Raw genomic sequence first — 22986 nt, forward strand, 5'->3', positions numbered from 1 at the left:
AAAATCGTGCAGACGTTGCGTAACTGCCATGTTTGGCGGCAACAGGCGGCTGGATTAGCCCTTTGGCCCACTTGCGGAGAATCGGAAGCGGCGTATGCTGCGGCCAACAGGAGTTCGCCGCAGTGCAGAAACACGCCGATTTCGCAGAGTTCACGCTGATCGAGCCTTCGGCCGATGTCAGCACCGCGCGGCATGGCTGGCGGGCGAAATGCCTGCAGCGGCTGATCCGGCTCGACCTGCCGGTGCCGCCGACGGTGGCGCTGCCCTGCGACAGCGTGCGCGCGATTGCCGCGGGGCAGATGCCGGACACCGCGAAGCTGATGGCGCTGTTCGGCTCTGCCTCGCTGGTGTCGATCCGGCCCTCGCCCGAGAACCCGGCCTGGGGCGGGCCGGGGACGGTGCTGAACGTCGGCATGAACGCCGAGCGCCATGCCGCGCTGACGGAAACGCATGGGGCCGAGGCGGCGGATGCGCTGTATCTGCGCTTCGTGCAGGCCTTTGCGCTGCATGTGGCGCGGCTGGACCCTGACATGTTCTCCGCCCCGCCTGCGGCCGGCGCGCTGAAGGCGGCTCTGGCGGCCTATGAGGCGGAGACGGACGAGCCCTTCCCGCAGGACCCCGCAAGGCAACTGGCCGAGGTGCTGCGCAGCATGGCCCGCGCCTGGGAAGGCACCACTGCGCGGCTGCTGCGCGCCGCCAAGGGCGCGCCGACGGAAGCCGCGCTTGGGCTTGTGGTGCAGGGCATGGTGCAGGCCATCGGGCCGGGGCTGTCGGGGTCTGGCACCATCCAGTTCGTCGATGGCGTGACCGGCGCGCCGCAGATCACCGGGCGCTTTCGCGGGCAGGAGCAGGGACCGCGGGCGGATGGCGGCGTGTCCGAGGAGACGCTGTATCTGGTCGCCGACCCGCGCGGCCCGGCGCTGGAGGATGTAGCGCCCGAGCTGTTTGCGGAACTGCTGCGCCACGGCCGCGCCTGCCGTGAGCGGCTGCGCGAGGAGATGCAGATCGAGTTTGCCATCGAGAATGGCGCGGTGAAGGTGATCGACGCGCTGAGGGTACAGCGGTCCTCGCGCGCCGCGGTGCGGATCGCGGTGGCGATGGCCAATGACGGGATCATCAGCCGCGAGGATGCGCTGCTGCGGGTGGAGCCGCGGGCGCTGTCGGATCTTCTGCACTTCCAGGTCGATCCGCGGGTGCCGCGCGACCGCGTGGGCCGCGGCATTGCCGCCAGCCCCGGCGCGGCCACCGGCAGGATCGTGTTTACGGCTGCGGCCGCGCAGGCCAGTGCCGCGCGGGACGAGCCCTGTATCCTGGTGCGGCGCGAGACGGCGCCCGAGGACATTCGCGGGATGCATGCGTCGGTCGCGGTGCTGACGGAGCGGGGCGGGATGACCAGCCATGCGGCGGTGATCGCCCGCGGGCTGGGGCTGCCGGCCATCGTCGGCGCCTCGGACATCCGGCTGAACGGGCGGGAGCGGACGCTGACCGCCGCGGATGGCAGGGTATTCCGCGAGGGCGACACGCTGACGGTGGATGGCACCACCGGCGAGGTGCTGGCGGGCAGCCCGGCGATGCTGGAACCCGCGCTCGATGACGGGTTCCGCACGCTGCTGCGATGGGCCGACAATGTGCGCGACATCGGCATCCGCGCCAATGCCGACACGCCCGACGATGCCCGCACCGCGCGGATGTTCGAGGCGGAGGGGATCGGGCTTTGCCGCACCGAGCACATGTTCTTTGACGAAGACCGCCTGACGGTGATGCGCGAGATGATCTTTGCCGATACCGGCGAGGACCGGCGGGTGGCGCTGGAACGGCTGCTGCCGATGCAGCGCGCGGATTTCATTGCGCTGTTCGACATCATGGCCGGGCTGCCGGTCTGCATCCGCCTGTTCGACCCGCCCTTGCACGAGTTCCTGCCGCATGACCGCGAGGGGATGCGCGAGCTGGCCGAGGCGCTGGACCGGCCGCTGTCGGAAGTGACGCGGCGGGTCGAGGCGCTGACCGAGTTCAACCCGATGCTGGGGATGCGGGGGGTGCGGCTGGGGATCACCGTGCCCGAGATCTACGACATGCAGACCCGCGCGATCTTTGAGGCGACGGTGGAGGCAAGCCGGCGCGGGGCGGCGGTGGTGCCGGAAATCATGATCCCGCTGGTGTCGGCCAAGCGCGAGGTCGAGATCGTGAAGACCCGCACCGATGCGGTGGCGGCGGCGGTTCGGAATGAGACCGGAGCGGATTTCGACTACCGGCTGGGGGTGATGGTGGAAACGCCGCGGGCGGCGCTGCGCGCGGGGGAAATCGCGCAGCACTCGGCGTTTTTGTCCTTCGGCACGAATGACCTGACGCAGATGACCTATGGCCTGTCGCGCGACGATGCGGGGCGGTTCATGGGATCCTATGTCAGCCAGGGGGTCTACCGCGAGGATCCGTTCCACATGCTCGATGAGGACGGGGTGGGGGAGCTGCTGCTGATCGGCGCCAAGCGGGGGCGCGAGACGCGGCCCGATCTGACCGTGTCGATCTGCGGCGAGCATGGCGGCAATCCCGAATCGATTTCCTTCTGCCGGGCGGCGGGATTCGACTATGTTTCGTGCTCGCCTTATCGCGTTCCGGTTGCGCGGCTGGCGGCGGCGCATTTTGCGCTGCTGGATCGGGCCAGACCGCAGAATACCGCTGGAAATCGCCGCTAGGACCGCTATCCCTAGTGCGGCAGGGGCCTGATTCGGATCGGGCGCGCAGAGGCTGAAAAACCGCTTGTCGGCGGTTTATCGCCCATTTTTCTCGTTCGCGTGGACCAAAACCGGTTTTTCGGCTATGTCCCCGATGCTGTGGCCTTCGCGGCCGCAGCATTTTGGCAATACCAGGAACCCATTTGATGAATGTGCTGAAGACCTGGGCGGGGGCCTCGGCCCTGACTATCGCCCTCTCCAGCGGCCTTTCGGCCGAAGTCAGTGTGAGCCAGTCGAACGACCCGACCGCCCCTATCGATGCCCGCCTTGTCCAGCTTCTGGGCCAGGAACGCGCCGGCCTTGCCCTGGTTGAGGGTTCGAGGCTGGCCGGTCTGGTCGCAGAGCCGCAGAAGACGGCCAAACGCCCGCTCTTCGCCGCCGCCGCCTCCACCAATGCGCCGACCCGCGCCGCCGCGCGCAATGCTGCGACGGGCGCGCCGCGCGTGACCGATCCGATGTGGCTGGCCGCGCAGCCAGCCCCTAAGGGCGACCAGCAGTTCCGCTGCCTCGCCACCGCGCTTTATTTCGAGGCGCGCGGCGAGAGCCTGCACGGGCAGGCCGCCGTCGCCGAAGTGATCCTGAACCGGGTCGAAACCTCTGCCTATCCGAACAGCATCTGCGGTGTGGTCAATCAGGCCGGCAATGGCGGCTGCCAGTTCTCCTTTGTCTGCGACGGCAAGCCCGAGACCATCGGCGACCGCCGCGCCTGGGACGTGGCCGGGCGGATCGCACGGGCGATGCTGGATGGCGCGCCGCGCGAGCTGACGCAGGGGGCCACCCATTTCCACACCCCCGCCGTGAACCCGAAATGGGCGCGCAGCTTTACCCGCACCGCCAAGATCGGCTCGCACATCTTCTATCGCCAGCCGCTGCGGGTGGCCTCCGCTGCGCCGACACAGATTGCGACGGCCTCGGCGCCGCTGCGCCAAAGCGCCCGTACCAAGCAGGACTGATCCCGGGGTCGCTGCTGGCCGCCGGGTGACGCCTTCGGGCTTTCGCCTGCCGGCCGCGGCGCTATGATCCCGGCCGAACCTGACCGAGGGCCCCGACATGACCGATATCCGCCTGGCCTTCGCCCATCCCGAAGAGCGCGCCGAAGCCTCGGCCGGTGCCGATCCGCGCGACCGGATCAGCGTACGCGATCATATCGTGGAGGCCGATATCGGCGCCTTCCAGCAGGAGCGTGGCCATACGCAACGCCTGCGCTTCAATCTGGTGGTGGAGGTGCGCCCGCAGCAAACGCCCTTGGCCGATGATGTGGACCGGATCCTGTCCTATGACCACCTGACCGACTCCATTCAGGCCGAACTCGCCGCCGAGCGGCTCAACCTGCTGGAAACACTGGCCGAGCGGGTGGCCGAGCGCATCCTGACCGCCCCGCAGGCGATGCGTGTCTTCGTGCGGATCGAGAAGCTGGACCGCGGCCCCGGCGCGCTTGGGGTGGAGATCGTGCGCTCTCGTGCCGCTGTGCCTTTGCGCGCGACCCATGCCGACGGGACCGAGGGCGCGCTGCATCCGCGGGTGGTGTTCCTGTCCAATGCCGCCATCGCCGCTGAGGGCCTCGCCGCGCGGCTCGATGCGCTGGAGGCGGGCGGCCAGCCGGTGATCCTGACCGTTGGGCCTGCGGATCTGCCGCCCCCCGCCTCGAACCACGGGCCGACGCAGCGGCGCATCGACCTGCTGGCCATCGAGCAGAATGCCTGGGTGCTGGCGGCGCGCGACCGGCGCTGCGTGGTGGTGGCGACGCGGACCGAAATCGACTGGGCGATGAAGCACCGGCAGATGATCGTCTGGGCCCCGTCGAAGATCGTGCTGGACACGGTGGATGGGCCGAAGGCGCCCGCCCGCGATGCGGTGGCGCTGGCGCTGTGGCTGGCAGAGATGCTGGCGGCCGATGCGCTGGACGTTCACGGCGATGTTTCGGTTCCGGCAGGAAGCCGCGTGCCGGTGACGAGGGTGCCCGCCTGACCGCTTGCCAAGCCCGGCGCGATGGGCTGAATGGCGGCATGACCGTATATTACCGACCGATTGCGCAGACCGACCCGATCCGCCCGCCAGGGGCCCTGATGCTGGCCGGAGGCTGGTGCTGGTTCGACCGGGTGGAGGTGCTGAGCCGCGAGGGCTCGCAGGGGCTGATCGCGGCGGCCGATCTGCCGGAGGATGTGCGCGAGCGGCTGTGTGCGCCCCGCCCCGATCTGGCGGGGCTGGCGATGGACCGCCCGCAGGTGATGGGCATCCTCAACGTGACGCCCGACAGCTTTTCCGATGGCGGCCGGTTTCTGGCGCCCGAGGCGGCGCTGGCCCGGGCCCGCAAGATGGAAGCCGAGGGGATGGCGATCCTCGATATCGGTGGCGAATCCACCCGCCCCGGCGCGCCCGAGGTGTGCCCGGCCGAAGAGATGGCTCGCACAGGCCCGGTGATCGCGGCGCTGCGTGACGGCGGCTTCGCGCTGCCGGTGTCGATCGACACGCGCAAGGCCACGGTGGCGGGGGTGGCGCTGCAGGTTGGGGCCAATCTGGTCAACGATGTGTCGGGGCTGGAGTTCGACCCGGCACTGGCGGGGGTGGTGGCCGATGCCGGCGCGCCGGTCTGCCTGATGCACAGCCAGGGCACGCCCGAGACGATGCATCTGGACCCGCGCTATGACGATGTGCTGCTGGACGTCTATGACGCGCTGGCGGAGCGGGTCGCGGTGGCGGAGGCGGCGGGCATTCCCCGCGCGCGGATCTGCATCGATCCCGGCATCGGCTTTGCCAAGACGCTGCAGCACAACCTGACGCTGCTGCGCGGGCTGTCGCTGTTCCACGGGCTTGGCTGCCCCATCCTGCTGGGGGTGTCGCGCAAGCGCTTCATCGGCAGCATCGGCGGGGCAGAGCGGGCCGAGGACCGCGCCCCCGGCACGCTGGCGCTGACGCTGGCGGCGCTGGCGCAGGGGGTGCAGATCCACAGGGTTCATGATGTGGCCGAGGTGACGCAGGGCATCCGGCTTTGGCAGGCATTGCAGATGGGATATGACGCATGACACGCAATCTGTTCGGCACAGACGGGGTGCGCGGCACCGCCAACACCTATCCGATGACCGCCGAGATGGCGCTGCGGCTTGGCGCGGCGGCGGGGCGCTGGTTCCGCACGGATGGGCGCAACGGGCATAGGGTGGTGATCGGCAAGGATACCCGCCTGTCGGGCTACATGCTGGAAAACGCGCTGACCGCGGGCCTCACCTCCACCGGCATGAACGTGCTGCTGCTGGGGCCGGTGCCCACACCGGCGGTGGGGTTCCTCACCCGGTCCATGCGCGCCGATCTGGGGATCATGATCTCGGCCAGCCACAATCCGGCGCATGACAATGGTATCAAGTTCTTTGGCCCCGACGGGTTCAAGCTGTCGGACGAGGTCGAGGCCGAGATCGAGGCGGCGCTGGCCGGCGAGATCCGGCTGGCACAGCCGGAGAATATCGGGCGGGCGAAGCGCGTGGATGGCGGGCTGGCGCGCTATGTCGAATATGCCAAGACCACCTTCCCGCATCGGGGCCGGCTGACCGGCCTGAAGGTGGTGGTGGATTGCGCCAATGGCGCCGCCTACCGCGCCGCGCCAGAGGTGCTGTGGGAGCTGGGGGCCGAGGTGATCCCGGTCGGGGTGACGCCCAACGGCACCAATATCAATGACCGCTGCGGATCGACCTATACCCAGACCGCCGCCGAGGCGGTGGTGGCGCATGGGGCGGATCTGGGCATCAGCCTCGATGGCGATGCCGACCGGGTGATGATCCTCGACGAGACGGGCCGGGTGGCGGATGGCGACCAGATCATGGCGCTGCTGGCGGCGCGGTGGGCCGAGGCCGGGCGGCTGAAGGGCGGGGCGCTGGTTGCCACGGTGATGTCGAACCTGGGGCTGGAGCGGTTCTTGCAGGCGCGCGGGCTGCGGCTGGAGCGGACGGCAGTCGGCGACCGCTATGTGGTGGAGCGGATGCGCGAGGGCGGCTTCAACCTTGGCGGTGAGCAGTCTGGGCATATCGTGATGACCGACTATGCGACCACCGGGGACGGGCTGATTGCCGGGTTGCAGTTCCTGGCGGCGATGGCCGAGACCGGGAAGCCGGCCTCGGCGCTGGTCCGGCAGTTCGAGACAGTGCCGCAGATGTTGAAGAATGTGCGGTATCAGGCGGGGCAGGAGCCGCTGGCGAATGCGGAGGTGCGCAAGGTGATTGCCGAGGCCGAAGCCGCGCTGCTGGGGCAGGGCCGGCTGCTGATCCGCAAGTCGGGCACCGAGCCGCTGATCCGGGTGATGGCGGAATGCGAGGATGCGGACTTGCTGGCCCGCTCGGTCGAAGGGATCGTCGCCGCCCTGGAGAGGGCGGCGTAGGTCAGGCGCGCGCCTCCGCAGCCAGCGCGCGGCGTTCCTTCACCCGGTCATGCAACCACGCCACGGCGTAGAGCGGCGCGATGCTGGCGAGCAGGAGCAGGTTCGCTGTCATTGGTGCGAGCGGCTCGCGGTCCTGCGCCCAGAGGGAGAGGGCATAGACCACGAGGATATGTGCCACGAAGATCTGCAACGAGTGCTGCCCAAGGCGCACCAGCGCGTCGCGGGTGAACAGCCAGCCGATGAAGCGCCCCACCAGCGCGAGGCCGCGCCATTGGCTCGACGGGCCGGCGATCACAAGCCAGCTGACGAGGTAGAGGTTCACCGCGAAGGCCACCACATAGATCGGATGCAGGTTGCCGCGGTCGATCGAGGCATAGGCCAACCGGCGCCAGCCATCATCGCCCCAGCCGGTATAGGCCATCACGTCGAACACGCCGAGCATCAGGTAGGCGGCCAGCGCAATCCAGAACACCTGCGCCATGGCGGGCGTCTTTAGCCGGTCGAGATCCAGCTGCCGGTTCGTCACCAGCCAGCCGATCCACAGGCCCGCGACAAACAGCGCCTGCCAGCCGAAGATGTTGAAATAGATGCCGATGTTGAAGGGATGCCCCGCCCCAGCCGCCACAGCCTCCACCGGCAGCTGCATCAGGTCCGGCCAGCCGGTCTGGGCCAGCAGCCACAGCGCGATGGAGCCGGCCAGCACCACCGGCGCGCGCCCCGTTTGGAACATCACCAGCACGGCAGGGGTGGCGATCATGAAGAAGATGTACATCGGCAGGATGCCCATATGCATGGTGCCGGTGACGAGGAACAGCGAGGCGAGGGTGAAGACGAAGGGTTCCTCGGCCTGCTGGCGCAGGATGTCGGCCTGAATGCCGATCAACGGCAGCAGCAGCGCGCAGGCGAGGAAGAACAGGATCAGCGCGGCGTGATAGGTATAGATCTTGCGGATCCGCGCGCCGATGCCCTCGCGCATGGCGACCTCGCCCTTGCGCAGCAGGCTGCGGGCATAGACCAGCGCGACGACGAGGCCCGAGATGAAGACGAAGCCCTGCGCATCCTCGACCCAGCCGAAATAGTGGTGATTGAACTTGCCAAGCGGCGCGCTGAGATACGCGTTCGCATGGGCGATCATCATGAACAGGAGGAAGAACCCCCGGAATCCGTCCAGAATTGCAAGCCGCATGTCGGCAATCCTCATCTCGCGTTGTGCCGGGCAGAGCCGAACGGGTCCGGCCCGCGCAGGATCTGCGCCGGGCCGGCATCACCGCTTGGGGAATGCACGGAGGTTCGGGGGCAAAAGCCGCAGGGGGGCGCTTCGGTTCCCGTGCTTATGCACCGAGAGCCCCGGACCGGCGCCTGCCCGCCGATGCATAGGCGCTGCGCTGCAGCAGGGATGGTCTTGCCGGGAATCGGGGCGGGTGCAAAACTTCGGTGCACGCGTGTTGGGACGTGCTGTCACGAGAGAGATTTTCATGCGCAAAACTCTGATTGCTGCTGTTTTCCTGTTTCTCGCCTCTACACCGGCCGCGCTTGCGGCCATGACCGTGGCGCTTGGCGCGCCCTGGGACGGAGTGACCGTTCCACAAGGTCAGCAGTGCAAGTTCAACCGAAGCGGCAAGGGCGCGACCCCGCCGATGACGGTGACGGGCCTGCCGGCCGGAACTGCGCAGGTCGTCGTAGCCTTCAACGACCGCGACTACCCGCCGCTGTCAAAGCAGGGCGGCCACGGCACCATCGGCTTTACGGTCAGCGGCCCGACGGCGTCGCTGCCGCCGGTGCCGGGCCATACCAAGAAGATGCCGGCCGGCGCGGCGGTGGTGGCACGGGCCAAGTCCTCGGGCAAATACGCCTCGCCCGGATATCTGCCGCCCTGTTCCGGCGGCACGGGGCACCGCTATTTCGCCGTCGTCTCGGCCGTCGATGCGGCCGGCAAGACGCTGGAGCAGGTGACGGTGGAACTGGGCAAATACTGAACGAAAAAGGGCGCCCCGCGGGGCGCCCTTTCCGGTTGGGTCGAAGGATCGCTTAGTTGCGGGCCTTGTCGACCATCTTGCCCTTGGAGATCCAGGGCATCATCGCGCGCAGCTTTTCACCGACCTTCTCGATCTGGTGTTCGTCATTGATGCGGCGGGTGGCCTTGAAGAACGGCTGGCCGACGGCGTTTTCCTGCATGAAGTCACGCACGAACTTGCCGGTCTGGATGTCGGTCAGCACGGCTTTCATGCGGGCCTTGGTTTCCTCATAGGGCAGGATGCGCGGGCCGGAGACGTATTCGCCGTACTCGGCAGTGTTGCTGATCGAGTAGTTCATGTTGGCGATGCCGCCTTCATAGATCAGGTCTACGATCAGCTTCACTTCGTGCAGGCATTCGAAATAGGCCATTTCCGGCTCGTAGCCGGCTTCGACCAGGGTTTCAAAACCCATGCGGATCAGCTCGACCAGCCCGCCGCACAGCACGGCCTGCTCGCCGAACAGGTCGGTTTCGCATTCCTGGCGGAAGTTGGTCTCGATGATGCCCGAACGGCCACCGCCGATGCCCGAGCAGTAGGAGAGGCCCAGTTCCATGGCCTTGCCCGAGGCATCTTGATGCACGGCCACGAGGCAGGGCACGCCGCCGCCCTTGGTGTATTCGCCGCGCACGGTATGGCCGGGGCCCTTGGGGGCCATCATGATGACATCGACGCCCGGCTTCGGCTCGATCAGCCCGAAATGCACGTTGAGGCCGTGGGCGAAGGCGATGGCGGCGCCGTCCTTGAGGTTGTCATGGACGTATTTCTTGTAGGTGTCGGCCTGCAGCTCGTCGGGCATGGTGAACATGATCAGGTCGCACCAGGCGGCGGCTTCGGCGATGCCCATGACCTTCAGGCCTTCGGCTTCGGCCTTCTTGGCCGAGGGCGAGCCCTCGCGCAGCGCGACGACGAGGTTCTTGGCGCCAGAGTCGCGCAGGTTCAGCGCATGGGCATGGCCCTGGCTGCCATAGCCGAGGATGGCGACCTTCTTGTCCTTGATCAGGTTGATGTCGCAGTCACGGTCATAATACACGCGCATTGGGGCGTCCTTTCAGGAGGTGATGCCGGGATCATAGGCAGTGCGGCGATGTGCGGGCTGCAAAGTTTGACGATCTGGCGGCTTTGTGGCAAAGATCATGCGCCAAAACAGTGATATGTGAAATATGTCTGCAGACGATACCGACCGCCGCATCCTGCGCCATCTTCTGGCCGATCCGATGCTGTCCACCGCCGACCTTGCCGGGCGGGCGGGGGTAACCACCGCCACCTGCTGGCGGCGGCTGGAGCGGCTGCGGGCCGAGGGCATCCTGCGCGGGCAGGAGGCGGTGATCGACTGGCGCGCGCTTGGTTATGGTGTGGAGGTCAGCCTGCGCTTCACGCTCGACAAGACCGATCCGCGGGCGTTTGACGATTTCATCGCCGCGGCGCGCGAGGTGCCCGAGGTGATCGGGATCGAGACCTTCCTCGGCCGCGTCGATGTGCGGTTGAACGTGATCGCCCGCGACATGGCGCAATATCAGGAGATCTACCGCCGCCGCATCCTGACCCTGCCGCATATCGCCGATATCGAGGCGCTGATGCTGATTGCGACGATCAAGGAGGCGGAGAGTTTGCCGTTGTGAGCTTGGCTGGCGCCGGGGAGGGCGCTGCCCTCCCCGGACCCCTCCCGGGATATTTTCACCAGCAAGAAGATGATGACGTGAGAACCCATGATTGACCTTGATGACATTGATCGGGCGCTGCTGCGGGCGCTGTCGGCGGATGCGGTGCAGAGCGCGGGGGCGCTTGGGCGGCGCTTTGGGCTCAGCCAGCCCGCCGCCTGGCGGCGGATCCGGCGGCTGGAGGAGGCGGGGATCCTGAAGGGGCGGCGCGTGGTGCTGAACCGCGAGGCGCTTGGGTTCGGGGTGACGGTGTTCCTGGGGATCAAGCTGGCGACCAAGGGCCGCGTCAGCCTCGAGGATTTCGAGCGGGCGGTGACGGCGATCCCCGAAGTGCAGGTGGTGCAGCATGTGCTGGGGCTGTTCGACTACCGCTTGCGGGTCGTAGCGCGCGACATTGCCGATTTCGAGCGGGTGCTGCGGCGGCGGATCATGACGCTGCCGGGGGTGGGGCAGGTGGAGGCGAATGTGCTGCTGTCGGAGGAGCGGCGGCCGGGGCCTTTGGGCTAAGCAGCCATCAGCACCTGCGCCTCGACCCTTGTCAGGGCGGGGCGGGAGAGGCCGGCGGTGCGCTGCTGCAGATCGGGGAAGATCGCGGCGATTTCGGCCCGGGCCTCTGCCTCCAGCGCGCTGATCGCTTCGCCGCCCATATGCAGGCTTTCGGCGGGGGCGCCTTCGGCGAAGATGATCTCATGCCGGTCGAAGAGGATGTGGTAATACTCGGCCACGTCGCAGGGCTCTGCCCGCACCCGCGCATCGGCGGTCAGGAACTTTGCCGCCATCAGCACCTCGCGCTCGCCGAACAGCAGCTCGGCGCGCGGGCCGGTCAGCAGCATCCGGTGGTTGGGTGACACCAGCAGGTCACGGTCATTGCCAAGCGCGCCGGCGCCGATGCGGATCGGGGCGAGCGCGCCAAGCCCTGACACGCGGCTGCTGCCGATCCAGCGGATGGGTTGCACGCCGTGGTCCATCGTCGTGACCGCATCGCCCGCCATCAGATCCTGCACCGGAATGCGGCCCTGCGGCGTGTCGATCAGCGTGCCGCGCAGGAAGCAGATGGTGGCATTGCCGATCGCGGTGGACTGGCCGAGGCCGGTATAGCTGGACTTGCCTTGGATGTAGTAGAGCGTGGTTCCGGCGGGGGGCGCGGCACCGTCGAACATCACGCCGACGACGGTGGTGGAATAGCCGGTGGTGATCGACACGCCGACCATCGTGTAGGCGGTGCCGGCCGCGTCGAACAGCACGACCTCGTATTCGTTTTCCACATAGACCGGCGCCGGATTCTGCCAGCGGATCGTGGTGTCATTGGGCGTGTAGGTGACACCGTCGATGGTCACCGGCGCGGTCAGCCGCTGATCGACGACTCTGGCGCCCGACACCGGATCGTCGGTCAGCACCCCATCGGCATCGTCAAAGCTGATCGTCACCGGCGCTGCGGTCGACACGGTGATCGACAGGTTGTCGGGAACCTCCCAGCCGAAGGCGTTGCCGTTCAGCGCGTTCTCGATGACGTTGCCGTTGCGCGTGGGCGAGCCATCCGCGTGGGTCACGGTGACGCTGTCGGTCGAGATGATCTGGATCGAGCTTTGTGCCATCAATCTACGGGTGGCCGAAGATTGTGTCTGAAATGAGGCAAATTGGGGCGGTTCGGGCGGGGCTGTGGTCATCGCGCCACAGCCCCCGCGCGTTATCGCGCCTCAGCCCCTGCGCCGTCAGCGCACGCCAAGCCCCGCGCGCATCAGTGTCTTGCGTACCGGTGCCAGCGAGTAGAGCGCGTTCAGCGCGCCGGCCCGCAGGTCGCGCAGCGGGCGCGGTTCCAGCATCGAGGCGCGGTTCAGCAGGTCAATCCCGGCGACGCGGGCCTGCACCTCGGGCCAGCGGCGGCGGTGATAGGCGGTCAGCATCGCCGGCTCGCCGATCTGTTCGGGTGTGGCAGAGGCAAGCTCCAGCAGCACCCGCAGGTCCGACAGGCTCATGTTCAGCCCCTGCGCGCCGATCGGCGGTACCACATGCGCAGCCTCGGCGATCAATGCGGTGCGGGGGCCGTGGAAGCGCGCGGCGATCTGGCTGATCATCGGCCAGAGCGGGCGGCGGGTGGCGAGGGTCAGCGGACCGAAGAGGCCGCAGCTGCGCAGCGTCATCTCGGCCTCGAACTCCGGCACCGGCAGGCCAGCGAGCCGTTCCGCCTCTGGCCCCCGTTCCATCCAGACCACGGCGGAGGAGGGCAGGCCATCCCGGTCGGGCAGCGGCACCAGCGTGAAGGGGCCGCCCGAGCGGTGGATCTCGGTCGAGACATTGCCATGCGGGATCGGGTGGGTGACGGCGAAGGCCAGCGCCTTCTGGCCGTAGCGGGTGGTGCGGGTGGCAATGCCAAGCGCCTCGCGCACCGGGCTGTTGCGGCCATCGGCGGCCACGACCATGCGTGTGTGGATGTGGCTGCCATCGGTCAGGGTGACGATGGCGCCGCTCTCGCGCGGGACCATGCTGGCAAAACCGGTGCCGGGGCGGAAATCGACGTTAGGCATGTCCGCCAGCCGCGCCACCATCTCGCGCCGCAAGAGCCAGTTGGGCAGGTTCCAGCCAAAGGGCTGGTCGGAGATATCGGCAGAGTTGAAGTCGCGGGTGATCCGCGCCTGCGGTTCGGCCCCGCCGGCATCGACGATGCGCATCACCTGCAGGGGGGTGGCGAAGGGCTCCAGCCGGTCCCACAGCCCCGCCGCCTGCAGTACCGGGATCGAGGGCTGCAGGAAGGCCGTGGTGCGCAGATCGGCGCCGGCATCGGTATCCGAGGTGACGGGCGGCGCGGGATCGACGCAGGTGACGCGGAAGCCCGCGGCACCGAAAGCCGCCGCCGCGGTCAGCCCGGCGACACCGCCGCCGGAAATCAGGATGTCAGTCGCATCATGTGCCATGTCTTGGCCCTCCTGACCGCTGATCTAGCGCGGCGGGGGCGGGCTGTCCAAGCGGCAATGGGTCGCCGCCGCCCTGGGCCGTCAGCCGAGGGTGATCATGATCAGCACGACAAAGACCACCGGCACCGAGGCGACGGCGATCAGGCCAAGGGCGGGCAGGCCCCAGGTCAACACCGCGATGCCCACCAGGCTGATCAGCAAGATGATGGCAAACCAGATATTCCCCTCGAAATCGCGGGACAGATCGCGGGCGATCCAGCCGAAGATCGGGATATGGAAGTACCAGCGGCGCGCCAGGGGCGCTTGGGTTATGTCGGTCATATGAGTCTCCTGTTCGCGGGCGGTACATTGCCTGCGCGGCGCGCAGCGGAACAGGCAGCAGATTGCCGCAGTGTGACCGCGTGCCGCAGGCTGAGCCTTGGGCCAAGTGCGAGGTCAGCCGCGCAGCTGTGCGAGGAAGCCCGCCAGATCGTCGGTGTGGTGGTGGATATGGCCAGCAGGGGCGGGTTCGGGCGCAACATGCACGGTGCGCATCCCCATCGCGTGCGGCGCTGTCAGGTTGCGCGGATCATCCTCGAACATCGCGCCGCAGGCAGGGTCCAGCCCGTCCGCGGCAAAGATCGCCTCGAAGGCGGCGCGTTCGGGCTTGGGGCGGAAGCCCGCATGTTCCACGCCATAGACCGCATCGAAGAGGCCCGACAGCCCCCGCGCCGCCAGCACCCGTTCGGCATAGGGGGCGGACCCGTTGGTATAGACGATCCGGCGGCCCGGCAGCGCGGCGATGCCGGCGCGCAGCTCGGGGTCGGGGGTCAGGTGGTCCATGGAAATATCATGCACATCAACCAGATAGGGCGCCGGGTCGAGCCCGTGTTCGTGCATCAGCCCCGCCAGCGTGGTGCCGTAAAGCTGCCAGTAATGGCGGCGCAGGCGGTCGGCTTCGGCCTGTTCGACCTTCAGCGCCTCCATCACCCAGGCGGTCATGCGGACCTCTATCTGGTCGAACAGCCGCGCCGAGGGGTGATAAAGCGTGTTGTCGAGGTCAAAGACCCAGTGGCTGACATGGGTGAAGTGCTGTGCGGGCATGCGGCGATCCTAGCGGCGGGGGCGCGGGGCTGCAACGGTTCGCGGCGGGGGGTGCGGCGCTTCATGCCTTGCCCTTGGCCGCCCGCCGCGCTTAGGGTTCCCGCCTATCGCCACCAAGGGACGGGCACGGGAACGCCGGATGCAGAAAGACGCCTATACGCTGATCCTCGAGGCCATCGATGCCGGCACCTACCGCCCGGGCGACCGGCTGGTGGAATCGGAGCTGGCCGAGCGTTTCGGCGTGTCGCGCACCCCGATCCGCGAGGCGCTGCAGCGGCTGGAGACGCAATCGATGCTGACCCGCGACGGGCGCAGCCTGATCGTGGCGAGCCTCGATCACAACCAGCTGGCAGAGCTTTACGTGGTGAGGGCCGAGCTGGAAGGGCTGGCCGCCCGGTTGGCCGCGCGCCATGCGAGCCCCGAGGAAACGCGGGTGCTGCGTGAGATGGTCGAGACCGACCGGCTGCTGCTCAACGATCCCAAGGCGCTGAGCCGGGCCAACCGGCGGTTCCACAAGCTGATCCACCTTGCCTCGCACAACCGCTATCTGGTGCAGCAGCTCGACCTTGTGCATCGCTCGATGGCGCTTCTGGCCTCGACCTCGCTGGCGGCCGAGGGGCGGACCGAGACCGCATTGGCCGAGCATGACGCCATCGTCCGCGCCATCGAGGCCCGGGACGAGGAGGCGGCACAGCTGGCGCTCAGGGCCCATATCTCCAAGGCGTTTGAGACGCGGCTGAAGCTGGACGCGGGCGAGCTGCGCTCTCGCTGAGGCTCAGCGCGGGGCTGGGTGCTGCGGGGACGCCGCTGGCACCGGGATGGGCATGGGCATCGGTAATGGCATCGGCACCGCGAAGGGCGGGGGTGCCACCAGCACCTCTTCGTCTTCCGCTTCTTCATGGCTGCCGTCGAACAGACCATGCTGGGTCTTGTCCCAGTAGAAGGGTTTCGTCACCACCTCATGCAGGGCCTTCCAGGCCGAGAGGGTGCCAAGCGGGTGGTAGAGGTGCAACGTCGGCACCCAGGGCATCAGATGGCGGTGCCTGGGGCCGCGCACCGCCCAGAGGCCGCAGAGGATGTTCACCGCCTCGGACCCCAGGAAAAGCGCGGTCATCGCCGGCAGCATCCAGCCCGGCAATGCGGCGGCGAAGGCATGTGGCAGGCCGAGGGCCAGCACCCAGAAGGTCCAGAGCAGCGGCGCCAGCAGGGATTGGGTCAGCGAGCCGAGGAACATCACCTGAAAGCCGAACATCCGCCAGGCCCCAAGCTCGCGCCACAGGCGGGCGGGATTGCGCATATGCACGCCCCAGGTCATCGCATAGCCCTTTTGCCAGCGCGAGCGTTGCTTGACCCAGTGCAACGCCCGGCAATTGGCCTCCTCGCCGGTGACGGTGTGGATCAGCTCGGTCCGGTAGCCGCGCCGCGCGAGGCGCAGGCCGAGATCGGCATCCTCTGTGACGTTATGCGCGTCCCATCCCCCCAGCTCCTCCAGCGGCCCCCGGCGGAAGAACAGCGTCGTGCCCCCCAGTGGCACCACCAGCCCCATGCGGGCAATGCCGGGCAGCACCACGCGGAACCAGCTGGCATATTCGACTGTGAAGCAGCGCGACAGCCAGTTGGTGCGCGGATTGTAGAAATCGAGGATTCCCTGCAGGCAGACCACATCCTCGGGCGCTTCGGCAAAGCGGCGCACGACCTTGTGGATCTGGTCGGCATCGGGGGCATCCTCGGCGTCATAGACCCCGATGATGCTGCCGCGGCAGAAGTTCAGCGCGAAGTTGAGCGCGCGCGGCTTGGTCTTGATCGGGCCCTGCGGCACCACCACGGTGCGCATCCAGTGCGGCAGATCGGCGGCGGACAGCGCCGTGCGGGTGACCATATCCTCCTCCTCGATCACCAGCAGGATATCGAGCAGTTCCTTGGGATAATCGAGCCGGCCAAGCCGCTGCACCAGCCGGGGGGCGATATCATGCTCGCGGAACATTGGCACCATGATCGACACCATTGGCAGCCGGTCCGGCCGGCCGTGGCGGGCGGGCAGGGCCAGCACACCGTCGGGCGCCCGCTCTGCTGAATGGCTTGGTGGCGCATGCGGGCGCAGCATCACCAGCAGCGCGGCCAGCTTCAGCCCCTGCGCCAGCAGCAGCGTGACAAGCGTCCAGGCCAGCAGCGTCCCCAGCACCAGCACTGGCGCCAGCAGCAGTCCGGCCGCCAGCAGCACCAGCAGCGCCAGCGCCACCCGCGCGCTGCGCGCCGCATCGGCGCCGCGGCAGCTGAGCTCGGCCGGGACCTGCGCTTCGGCCTTGCGCACCAGCCGGGTCTGGCGGCTTGCCAGCAGGGCGGAGTGGATGTCACGCTCGGGCGCAAGCGCCATCGCGCAGGGGCCGAACTCTGCCGTCAGCTGCGGAAGAAGAGCCTGAAAGGCATCGGGCCGGGCGGTCGCGATCACGGTGGCGCCGCCCGCCCGGCGCCAGGGCAGCACCGCCTGACGCAGGCAGGTTTCCGCGCCAAGTCGGTCTACCAGCCGCGGATCGGGGCGCTGGCCGATCAGGTCCAGCGCCTCGGCGTCCCATTGCGTGGCCAGCGCCGCCATCAGGTCGGCCTCGGCCACCCAGCCATGCGCCTGCAAGATGTCGCCAAGCGGCAAGTCCTGTCGGTCGCGCATTGCCACGGCGCGCAGCAGGTCGCCGGGATCGACCGCCCCTGCCTCCAGCAGGATCTGCCCCAGTGGCTTTCGCGCCGCGCGCGTGCGGACCAGCCGCGCGGGCTGGGGCGCCGCAGGGGGCGAGGAAATAAGCCGAAGCTGCGGTGTCTGGGGCATTCTGCGCGCGGGGCCAGGGGGTAAGGGCTTTCGCGCAGCTTTGCCCCGCCAAGGTTAACGGGGGATTAATCACCTTGGGGGCGCGCGCCAGAGACAGGTTATTTCTGCCGGCGCGCGGCGGAACCCCAAGGCCCAGCCGTATCAGGGACGTTCGCCCGGTCCGGGCTGCCCTAGGAGACGACCATGCTATCCCTCTTCAACCGCTACGCCACCCCGTTCATCACCGGCCTGTTTCTGGTTTCGCTGATCTCGGGCCTCGCGCTGTTCTTCCATGTCGGCCCCATGGGGTTTCACGGCATGCATGAATGGCTTAGCCTGCTGCTGATCCTGCCCTTCGTGCTGCATGTCTGGAAGAACTGGCGGCCGATGAAGATGTACCTGACCCGCGCCCCGATGGGGATCGCGATGGCGCTGTCACTGGCGATGGCGGCGGTGTTCCTGTGGCCTACCGGCGACGCCGCGGCCGGCGCCCCCGCGCCCTTCGTGCTCGCCCGGCAGGTGCTGGCGCATCCGGTGGCCGAGATCGCGCCGGTTCTGGACGTGACACCCGAAGAGCTGACCGCGCGCCTGCAAGCCGCCGGTGTGGCGCTGGCAGCCCCGGGTCAGCCGGTCGCGGATGCGATCCTTGCCAGCGGTCAGGCTGAAATGACGGTGATGGCCGCGATGCTGAACAGCGCCGAGTGACCCGAAGGCTGCCTCAGGCGGTGCGCTTGGCGCGCATCGCCTCGGCGAAGCGTTCGAACAGGTAGTAGCTGTCCTGCGGGCCGGGGCTCGCCTCGGGGTGATATTGCACCGAGAAGACCGGGCGGTCCGCCATGCGGATCCCGCAGTTCGACCCGTCAAACAGGCTCACATGGGTTTCCATCACGCCTTCGGGCAGGGTCTGGCTGTCCACGGTGAAGCCGTGGTTCATGCTGGTGATCTCGACCTTGCCGGTTTCCATGTCCTTCACGGGATGGTTGGCACCGTGATGACCGTGGTTCATCTTGATGGTCTTGGCGCCAAGCGCCAGCGCAAGCATCTGATGGCCAAGGCAAATCCCGAAGACCGGGATGTCGCGGTCCAAGAGGCCGCGGATGGTCGGCACCGCATAGGCGCCGGTGGCTTCCGGATCGCCAGGGCCGTTCGACAGGAACACGCCCTCGGGGTTCAGCGCCATCACCTCTTCGGCGGTGGCAGTCGCAGGCAACACGGTCACGTCGCAGCCGGCAGAAGCCAGGCAGCGCAGGATGTTGCGCTTGGCGCCATAGTCGATGGCGACGACCTTCATCCCTGGCTCGGTGCGCGGCTGATAGCCCTGGGGCCAGGCCCACCGCATCTCGTTCCAGCGGTAGGATTGCGCGCAGGTCACGTCTTTCGCCAGATCGAGCCCGACCAGCCCCTGCCAGGCGCGGGCCTTGGCGACGAGGGCGGCGAGGTCGAAATTCCCGTCCGGATCATGCGCAAGCGCAACATGCGGCGCGCCTTGCTGGCGGATCGCGCGGGTCAGGCGGCGGGTGTCGAGCCCGCCGATACAGATGCGGCCGCGCTTTTCGAGCCAAGCGACCAGATCGCCGGTGGCGCGCCAGTTCGACGGCTCTGTCGGGTCCCATTTCACCACCATGCCGGCGGCGACTGGGTCTGCGGTCTCGTCATCCTCCTCCGTCACGCCGGTATTGCCGATATGGGGGAAGGTGAAGGTCACGACTTGCCCGGCATAGGAGGGGTCGGTCATGATCTCCTGATAGCCGGTCATGGCGGTGTTGAAGACAAGCTCTGCCACCGTCTCGCCGGTGGCGCCGAAGCCGGTTCCGTAGAACACGGTGCCATCCGCAAGCGCGAGGCAGGCGGTCGGTTTCGGTGTTGGCTGATGGCTGGCGGACATGGCGCGACTCCCCGGGCCTTAAATCCCGCGGAACCTACGGGGGCGGGCAGGCAGGGTCAAGGGTTGGCGCGGGGGCAGGTTTGCATTTCGCAAACGTGAAGGGAATCAAGGGTTTGCTGCAATGCGGCTTGGTTGTGCCGCGCCGGCGAAGCAGGTAGAATGCGCGCCTAGAACCTCATGGGGATGGGAAATCGGATGAACATGCGCGACCGGATCGGTTCGGCACTGAAGGATGCGATGCGGGCGAAGGAGGCTGACCGGCTTTCGACGCTGCGGCTGATCAATGCCGCCATCAAGGACAAGGATATCGCGCTGCGCGGCGAGGGCGGCGGCGAGCAGGGGGTGGCCGACAGCGATATCCTGGCGATCCTGGGCCGGATGGTGAAGCAACGGCAAGAGAGCGCGCGCGCCTATGAAGAGGGCGGGCGACTGGAGCTGGCCGAGAAGGAACTGAGCGAGATCAAGGTGATCGAGGAGTTCCTGCCGCGGCAACTGACGGCCGATGAAGTGGCAGCTGCCATCGACGCTGCGGTCGCCGAGACCGGCGCCGGCAGCATCCGTGACATGGGCAAGGTGATGGCGGCGCTGAAGGCGCGCTATACCGGGCAGATGGATTTCGCGGCGGCAGGGGCTGCGGTGAAGGACCGTCTGGGGTGAGGCTGGCGGCTTGGGTGGCGTATGGAATGCATATGGAAACCATACAGACGTCATACATATGATTTTTCGGCCCTCCCCGGCGGGGGGGAAGGCGCGGTAGGGTGGCGGTTCGGGCCATGGCCATCGCCGCTGCCGCGTTTGGGCGAGAAAGTGCCGCAGCCCGAGACGGCCGATTGATGCTTGGAGAATCGGGCGAGGTGCCCTCTCCTGCTGGCAGGGTGTCGGGAGGTTTCATGCTGAACGCAAAGTCGGTGCTGGCCGCGGGGCTCGTGCTCCTCACCGCGGCCTGTGGTGCCTCGCAGTCTTCGCAGAGCGAGGCGCTTGCGAGGCAGACCACTGCCGCGCTGTGCTCGGCACATATGACGGCCCGCGGGGCGGGACTGTTGGCAATCGAAGCCGAGCTTGGGGCCAGGGGCGCGCTGCAATGCAAGACGACCTATGGTTCAACCTCCTATGTTGGTGCCACGACCGTTGGGACAGTCGGGCGACCGCTCTATGCCCGCAGCGCTACCGAGGCCTCCCCCCGCGAGGACAAGAACTGCGCCGATTTTTCATCGGCAGGCGCCGCGCAGCGGTTCTTCCTTGCAAGCGGTGGCCCGAACCGGGATCCGCACCGACTGGACGGGGACGGGGACGGCAACGCCTGCGAATGGGGTAAGACGCTGAAATCGAGCGTGGCCAAGTACAAGCCCAAGCCGGTCACCTATACGCCGCGGCGATCCTTCTCACCGACCTGCCACACGGGGCCGCGGGGCGGGCGGTATTACTACAGCGCGAACGGGAACAAGGTCTACGGCTGCTGATCGCCCGCGACGTGGGAACACCGGCGGCCCTTTTTCGTTGATCCGCGGTGACCAACTGACGGAGGCAGCGATGCCAGCGAAATCCAAGGCACAGCAGAAGGCGGCGGGCGCGGCGCTGTCGGCCAAGCGCGGCGAGACCGCGAAATCGGAGTTGAAGGGCGCATCGAAGGGCATGGTCAACTCGATGACCGAAAGCGAGCTCAAGGAGCTGGCCGAGACCAAGCGCAAGGGGCTGCCGGAGAAGAAGGACACGTGACGCGCGCCGTCAAGGGTGTCATCAGGATTGGCTCTCAAATCCCCCTTGCACCGCCCGCGCCGCCCTTGCTATTCTGCCCTTGGTCGGCAGTTCCCGAGGCGTCGCTGTCCCGAAAGGGAAGCTAAACCTGCCATAGGCATCGCAGCACAGACAGACCTGTCCCGCGCCGCGCCCGCAAGTCAGCGACCACGGCATTTCCGGCGCCCAACAGGATCTTGTCATGACCCGTACACCGATACCGCTTGCCGTTTCCGACCTGTCCAGCTTTGCCCGCCATCTGGGGGCCGGGATCAAGGAGCGGGGCGCGCCCTCGCATCTGGAACTGCTCAACATGCTGGCCCGCGCCGCCGGGCTGCGCAACTACCAGCACCTGCGCGCGATCAGCGCCGCACAGGTGCGGATGGAGACTGCGCCACCTGCGCAAGCGGATCATGCGCAGGTGGAGCGCGCCCTGCGATATTTCGATGCGGGCGGCGGGCTGGCGCAATGGCCCTCGCGCCGGCAGGTGCAGATGCTGTGCCTCTGGGCGCTGTGGGCAGGCCTTCCGGCGGACGCGGTGCTGGGAGAGCGGGAGGTGAGCCGTTTGCTGAACCGGCTTCACGGCTTTGGCGATGCCGCCTTGCTGCGGCGCGAGCTGATCGGGATGGGCCTGTTCACCCGCAGCCCGGGGGGCCTTGACTATCAGCGGCGGGAGCTTGCCCCGCCAGCCGAGGCGCGGGAGGTGATCCGGCGGGTGGCGGCGCGGCGGAAATCTGGAGGAGAAAAGTCATGAGCACTCACAAGGGCGCCTGCCTCTGCGGCGCTGTGCGCTTCGAGGTGGAAGGCGGGCTGGCACCGGCCGACGCCTGCCATTGCACGATGTGCCGCAAGCTGTCGGGGCATTACTTCGCCTCGACGGATGTGCCACGGGACCGGCTGACCGTGCAGGGCGAGGATGCGGTCCGGTGGTATCAATCCTCGGAGAAAGTGCGTCGCGGGTTCTGCGGGACCTGTGGCTCGCAACTGTTCTTCGATCCGCCGCACCGGGACTCCATCGCCGTGGCGATGGGGGCGTTCGAGGGCGAGACGGGGACGCGGCTGCACATCCATATTTTCGTCGCCGACAAGGGCGATTATTACGACATCGCCGATGGGCTGCCGCAGAACGCGCAGTAGGGATCGGCGCAGTTCCCGGCCGATTGCCCTTTGCCTTGTTCCAAATATCCCACGGGGGGGTCCGGGGGTGTGAAACCCCCGGCGCTCCCCCCTATTACCGCAGCCCCGCCAGCATCTCGCGCAGCTCCCCGTGCAGGGCCACGCGCTCTTCTTGTGCAAGGAAGGCGCCAAGCTCCACCTCGCGGCCATTGCCCTTCAGCGTCAGGTAATCCGGCACCGGACCGCCCTTGGGGTGGAGGTGCAGGCTGACCCAATAGGGGTTGGCCTGCCACTCCTTCCGTGTGCCGCGGCGGTCTTGCCGGCTGAGGTCGATGCGGGCGGGGAAGAGGCGCAGCACCTCCAGCACCTCGCCGTCGCGGTAGCTGCGTTGCAGGGCGAGCCAGACGCCGCCGACCGCGATCATCAGGAAGGGCAGGATCCCCCAGAGCACGGGTGAGCCGAGGACTGCCAGCAGCGGCAGCAGCAGCAGCCCGGCCGTGGCGGCGATGAAGATCACGAAGCCGCGGCGCGGGAGCGAGCGGTAGGGCCAGAGGTGGAGTTCGGCCAGCGGCGTGCCATCGGCCTCGCCGATCAGGGCGGCGGCGATGGCTTCGGGGGATTGGCGCATGGGAAAGGCCCCGGATTGCTCCGGGGCCCTCATAGGCCGGGTGACCCATTCATGCGGCAT

The 22986-nt window shown here is 67.9% G+C and carries 24 protein-coding genes; 15 read left to right on the forward strand and 9 right to left on the reverse strand.

Annotation, left to right across the window (positions count from 1 at the left end; all coding sequences use genetic code 11):
* Positions 1–122: 122 nt before the first annotated feature.
* The 5 genes from Q8S30_RS04205 (at position 123) to glmM (ending at position 7095) form a co-directional block, all read left to right on the forward strand.
* Positions 123–2693, forward strand: a complete 2571-nt coding sequence (locus tag Q8S30_RS04205; protein ID WP_305664788.1) for a putative PEP-binding protein — start codon at positions 123–125, stop codon at positions 2691–2693.
* 185 nt (positions 2694–2878) lie between these two features.
* Complete coding sequence (locus Q8S30_RS04210; protein ID WP_305664789.1) at positions 2879–3685, forward strand: cell wall hydrolase; 807 nt, start codon at positions 2879–2881, stop codon at positions 3683–3685.
* A gap of 97 nt (positions 3686–3782) precedes the next feature.
* Positions 3783–4700 carry a dihydroneopterin aldolase gene (locus Q8S30_RS04215; protein ID WP_305664790.1) on the forward strand — a complete coding sequence of 306 codons (918 nt, stop codon included), beginning with the start codon at positions 3783–3785 and terminating at the stop codon, positions 4698–4700.
* A gap of 38 nt (positions 4701–4738) precedes the next feature.
* A complete protein-coding gene (folP, locus tag Q8S30_RS04220; RefSeq protein ID WP_305664791.1) occupies positions 4739–5755 on the forward strand; it encodes a dihydropteroate synthase in 1017 nt (338 codons plus the stop codon).
* Positions 5752–7095 carry a phosphoglucosamine mutase gene (gene glmM, locus Q8S30_RS04225; protein WP_305664792.1) on the forward strand — a complete coding sequence of 448 codons (1344 nt, stop codon included), beginning with the start codon at positions 5752–5754 and terminating at the stop codon, positions 7093–7095. The genes folP and glmM overlap by 4 nt, the downstream gene beginning before the upstream one ends.
* Position 7096: 1 nt before the next feature.
* On the opposite strand, the gene Q8S30_RS04230 is transcribed toward glmM, so the two are convergent.
* The gene (locus Q8S30_RS04230; RefSeq protein ID WP_305664793.1) at positions 7097–8281 is read right to left on the reverse strand and encodes an OpgC family protein; all 1185 of its coding nucleotides are present in this window, start codon (positions 8279–8281) and stop codon (positions 7097–7099) included.
* 289 nt (positions 8282–8570) lie between these two features.
* Between Q8S30_RS04230 and Q8S30_RS04235 the strand changes: the two genes are divergently transcribed.
* Entirely contained in the window at positions 8571–9071 is a 501-nt protein-coding gene (locus Q8S30_RS04235) for a hypothetical protein (RefSeq protein WP_305664794.1), read from the forward strand.
* A 52-nt stretch (positions 9072–9123) separates the two neighbouring features.
* Here the strand turns inward: Q8S30_RS04235 and ilvC are convergent, their stop codons facing one another.
* Positions 9124–10146: a ketol-acid reductoisomerase gene (gene ilvC, locus Q8S30_RS04240; protein ID WP_305664795.1), complete on the reverse strand. Its 1023-nt coding sequence runs from the start codon at positions 10144–10146 to the stop codon at positions 9124–9126.
* Positions 10147–10270: 124 nt separating this feature from the next.
* Between ilvC and Q8S30_RS04245 the strand changes: the two genes are divergently transcribed.
* A complete protein-coding gene (locus tag Q8S30_RS04245) occupies positions 10271–10729 on the forward strand; it encodes an Lrp/AsnC family transcriptional regulator (protein ID WP_305664796.1) in 459 nt (152 codons plus the stop codon).
* An 87-nt stretch (positions 10730–10816) separates the two neighbouring features.
* Positions 10817–11275 (forward strand): Lrp/AsnC family transcriptional regulator, encoded by a 459-nt coding sequence (locus Q8S30_RS04250; protein WP_305664797.1) that lies wholly within the window; start codon positions 10817–10819, stop codon positions 11273–11275.
* Here the strand turns inward: Q8S30_RS04250 and Q8S30_RS04255 are convergent.
* The 4 genes from Q8S30_RS04255 to Q8S30_RS04270 form a co-directional block, all read right to left on the reverse strand.
* Positions 11272–12363, reverse strand: a complete 1092-nt coding sequence (locus tag Q8S30_RS04255) for a Hint domain-containing protein (protein WP_305664798.1) — start codon at positions 12361–12363, stop codon at positions 11272–11274. The two genes, Q8S30_RS04250 and Q8S30_RS04255, sit on opposite strands and share 4 nt — an antisense overlap.
* A 117-nt stretch (positions 12364–12480) precedes the next feature.
* Positions 12481–13680 carry a UbiH/UbiF family hydroxylase gene (locus tag Q8S30_RS04260; protein WP_305664799.1) on the reverse strand — a complete coding sequence of 400 codons (1200 nt, stop codon included), beginning with the start codon at positions 13678–13680 and terminating at the stop codon, positions 12481–12483.
* An 81-nt stretch (positions 13681–13761) separates the two neighbouring features.
* Positions 13762–14001 (reverse strand): hypothetical protein, encoded by a 240-nt coding sequence (locus Q8S30_RS04265; protein WP_305664800.1) that lies wholly within the window; start codon positions 13999–14001, stop codon positions 13762–13764.
* A gap of 114 nt (positions 14002–14115) precedes the next feature.
* Positions 14116–14763, reverse strand: a complete 648-nt coding sequence (locus Q8S30_RS04270) for a pyrimidine 5'-nucleotidase (RefSeq protein WP_305664801.1) — start codon at positions 14761–14763, stop codon at positions 14116–14118.
* A gap of 139 nt (positions 14764–14902) precedes the next feature.
* On the opposite strand from Q8S30_RS04270, the gene Q8S30_RS04275 reads away from it, so the two are divergent.
* Positions 14903–15535, forward strand: a complete 633-nt coding sequence (locus Q8S30_RS04275) for a GntR family transcriptional regulator (protein ID WP_305664802.1) — start codon at positions 14903–14905, stop codon at positions 15533–15535.
* A gap of 3 nt (positions 15536–15538) precedes the next feature.
* Here the strand turns inward: Q8S30_RS04275 and Q8S30_RS04280 are convergent, their stop codons facing one another.
* Positions 15539–17584, reverse strand: coding sequence for a glycosyltransferase family 2 protein (locus Q8S30_RS04280; protein ID WP_305664803.1), 2046 nt, complete (start codon positions 17582–17584; stop codon positions 15539–15541).
* Positions 17585–17767: 183 nt separating this feature from the next.
* Here Q8S30_RS04280 and Q8S30_RS04285 point away from each other — a divergent pair, with 183 nt between their 5' ends.
* Positions 17768–18268, forward strand: a complete 501-nt coding sequence (locus Q8S30_RS04285; RefSeq protein ID WP_305664804.1) for a DUF4405 domain-containing protein — start codon at positions 17768–17770, stop codon at positions 18266–18268.
* Positions 18269–18281: 13 nt separating this feature from the next.
* On the opposite strand, the gene carA is transcribed toward Q8S30_RS04285, so the two are convergent.
* On the reverse strand, positions 18282–19448 hold the full coding sequence (carA, locus tag Q8S30_RS04290; protein ID WP_305664805.1) for a glutamine-hydrolyzing carbamoyl-phosphate synthase small subunit: 1167 nt from the start codon (positions 19446–19448) through the stop codon (positions 18282–18284).
* Positions 19449–19643: 195 nt separating this feature from the next.
* On the opposite strand from carA, the gene Q8S30_RS04295 reads away from it, so the two are divergent.
* The 5 genes from Q8S30_RS04295 (at position 19644) to Q8S30_RS04315 (ending at position 22319) form a co-directional block, all read left to right on the forward strand.
* Positions 19644–20105 (forward strand): GatB/YqeY domain-containing protein, encoded by a 462-nt coding sequence (locus tag Q8S30_RS04295; protein WP_305664806.1) that lies wholly within the window; start codon positions 19644–19646, stop codon positions 20103–20105.
* 233 nt (positions 20106–20338) lie between these two features.
* A complete protein-coding gene (locus Q8S30_RS04300) occupies positions 20339–20908 on the forward strand; it encodes an excalibur calcium-binding domain-containing protein (protein WP_305664807.1) in 570 nt (189 codons plus the stop codon).
* Positions 20909–20978: 70 nt separating this feature from the next.
* A complete protein-coding gene (locus Q8S30_RS04305) occupies positions 20979–21164 on the forward strand; it encodes a DUF3008 family protein (protein ID WP_305664808.1) in 186 nt (61 codons plus the stop codon).
* A 220-nt stretch (positions 21165–21384) separates the two neighbouring features.
* The gene (locus Q8S30_RS04310; RefSeq protein WP_305664809.1) at positions 21385–21936 is read left to right on the forward strand and encodes a DUF2087 domain-containing protein; all 552 of its coding nucleotides are present in this window, start codon (positions 21385–21387) and stop codon (positions 21934–21936) included.
* Positions 21933–22319 carry a GFA family protein gene (locus tag Q8S30_RS04315; RefSeq protein WP_305664810.1) on the forward strand — a complete coding sequence of 129 codons (387 nt, stop codon included), beginning with the start codon at positions 21933–21935 and terminating at the stop codon, positions 22317–22319. The genes Q8S30_RS04310 and Q8S30_RS04315 overlap by 4 nt, the downstream gene beginning before the upstream one ends.
* Positions 22320–22413: 94 nt before the next feature.
* On the opposite strand, the gene Q8S30_RS04320 is transcribed toward Q8S30_RS04315, so the two are convergent.
* Positions 22414–22986: a DUF2244 domain-containing protein gene (locus tag Q8S30_RS04320; RefSeq protein ID WP_305664811.1), complete on the reverse strand. Its 573-nt coding sequence runs from the start codon at positions 22984–22986 to the stop codon at positions 22414–22416.

The organism is Frigidibacter sp. (genome assembly GCF_030695035.1).
Classification (GTDB): Bacteria; Pseudomonadota; Alphaproteobacteria; order Rhodobacterales; family Rhodobacteraceae; genus Frigidibacter.

Coding starts and splice junctions, on each gene's coding strand:
- Q8S30_RS04260 (WP_305664799.1), bottom strand. CDS start 13,680: ATGGCACATGATGCGACTGACATCCTGATTTCCGGCGGCGGTGTCGCC.
- Q8S30_RS04230 (WP_305664793.1), bottom strand. CDS start 8,281: ATGCGGCTTGCAATTCTGGACGGATTCCGGGGGTTCTTCCTCCTGTTC.
- folP (WP_305664791.1), top strand. CDS start 4,739: ATGACCGTATATTACCGACCGATTGCGCAGACCGACCCGATCCGCCCG.
- Q8S30_RS04250 (WP_305664797.1), top strand. CDS start 10,817: ATGATTGACCTTGATGACATTGATCGGGCGCTGCTGCGGGCGCTGTCG.
- Q8S30_RS04270 (WP_305664801.1), bottom strand. CDS start 14,763: ATGCCCGCACAGCACTTCACCCATGTCAGCCACTGGGTCTTTGACCTC.
- ilvC (WP_305664795.1), bottom strand. CDS start 10,146: ATGCGCGTGTATTATGACCGTGACTGCGACATCAACCTGATCAAGGAC.
- Q8S30_RS04265 (WP_305664800.1), bottom strand. CDS start 14,001: ATGACCGACATAACCCAAGCGCCCCTGGCGCGCCGCTGGTACTTCCAT.
- Q8S30_RS04285 (WP_305664804.1), top strand. CDS start 17,768: ATGCTATCCCTCTTCAACCGCTACGCCACCCCGTTCATCACCGGCCTG.
- carA (WP_305664805.1), bottom strand. CDS start 19,448: ATGTCCGCCAGCCATCAGCCAACACCGAAACCGACCGCCTGCCTCGCG.
- Q8S30_RS04235 (WP_305664794.1), top strand. CDS start 8,571: ATGCGCAAAACTCTGATTGCTGCTGTTTTCCTGTTTCTCGCCTCTACA.
- glmM (WP_305664792.1), top strand. CDS start 5,752: ATGACACGCAATCTGTTCGGCACAGACGGGGTGCGCGGCACCGCCAAC.
- Q8S30_RS04315 (WP_305664810.1), top strand. CDS start 21,933: ATGAGCACTCACAAGGGCGCCTGCCTCTGCGGCGCTGTGCGCTTCGAG.
- Q8S30_RS04255 (WP_305664798.1), bottom strand. CDS start 12,363: ATGGCACAAAGCTCGATCCAGATCATCTCGACCGACAGCGTCACCGTG.
- Q8S30_RS04295 (WP_305664806.1), top strand. CDS start 19,644: ATGAACATGCGCGACCGGATCGGTTCGGCACTGAAGGATGCGATGCGG.
- Q8S30_RS04305 (WP_305664808.1), top strand. CDS start 20,979: ATGCCAGCGAAATCCAAGGCACAGCAGAAGGCGGCGGGCGCGGCGCTG.
- Q8S30_RS04300 (WP_305664807.1), top strand. CDS start 20,339: ATGCTGAACGCAAAGTCGGTGCTGGCCGCGGGGCTCGTGCTCCTCACC.
- Q8S30_RS04280 (WP_305664803.1), bottom strand. CDS start 17,584: ATGCCCCAGACACCGCAGCTTCGGCTTATTTCCTCGCCCCCTGCGGCG.
- Q8S30_RS04320 (WP_305664811.1), bottom strand. CDS start 22,986: ATGCCGCATGAATGGGTCACCCGGCCTATGAGGGCCCCGGAGCAATCC.
- Q8S30_RS04310 (WP_305664809.1), top strand. CDS start 21,385: ATGACCCGTACACCGATACCGCTTGCCGTTTCCGACCTGTCCAGCTTT.
- Q8S30_RS04210 (WP_305664789.1), top strand. CDS start 2,879: ATGAATGTGCTGAAGACCTGGGCGGGGGCCTCGGCCCTGACTATCGCC.
- Q8S30_RS04275 (WP_305664802.1), top strand. CDS start 14,903: ATGCAGAAAGACGCCTATACGCTGATCCTCGAGGCCATCGATGCCGGC.
- Q8S30_RS04215 (WP_305664790.1), top strand. CDS start 3,783: ATGACCGATATCCGCCTGGCCTTCGCCCATCCCGAAGAGCGCGCCGAA.
- Q8S30_RS04245 (WP_305664796.1), top strand. CDS start 10,271: ATGTCTGCAGACGATACCGACCGCCGCATCCTGCGCCATCTTCTGGCC.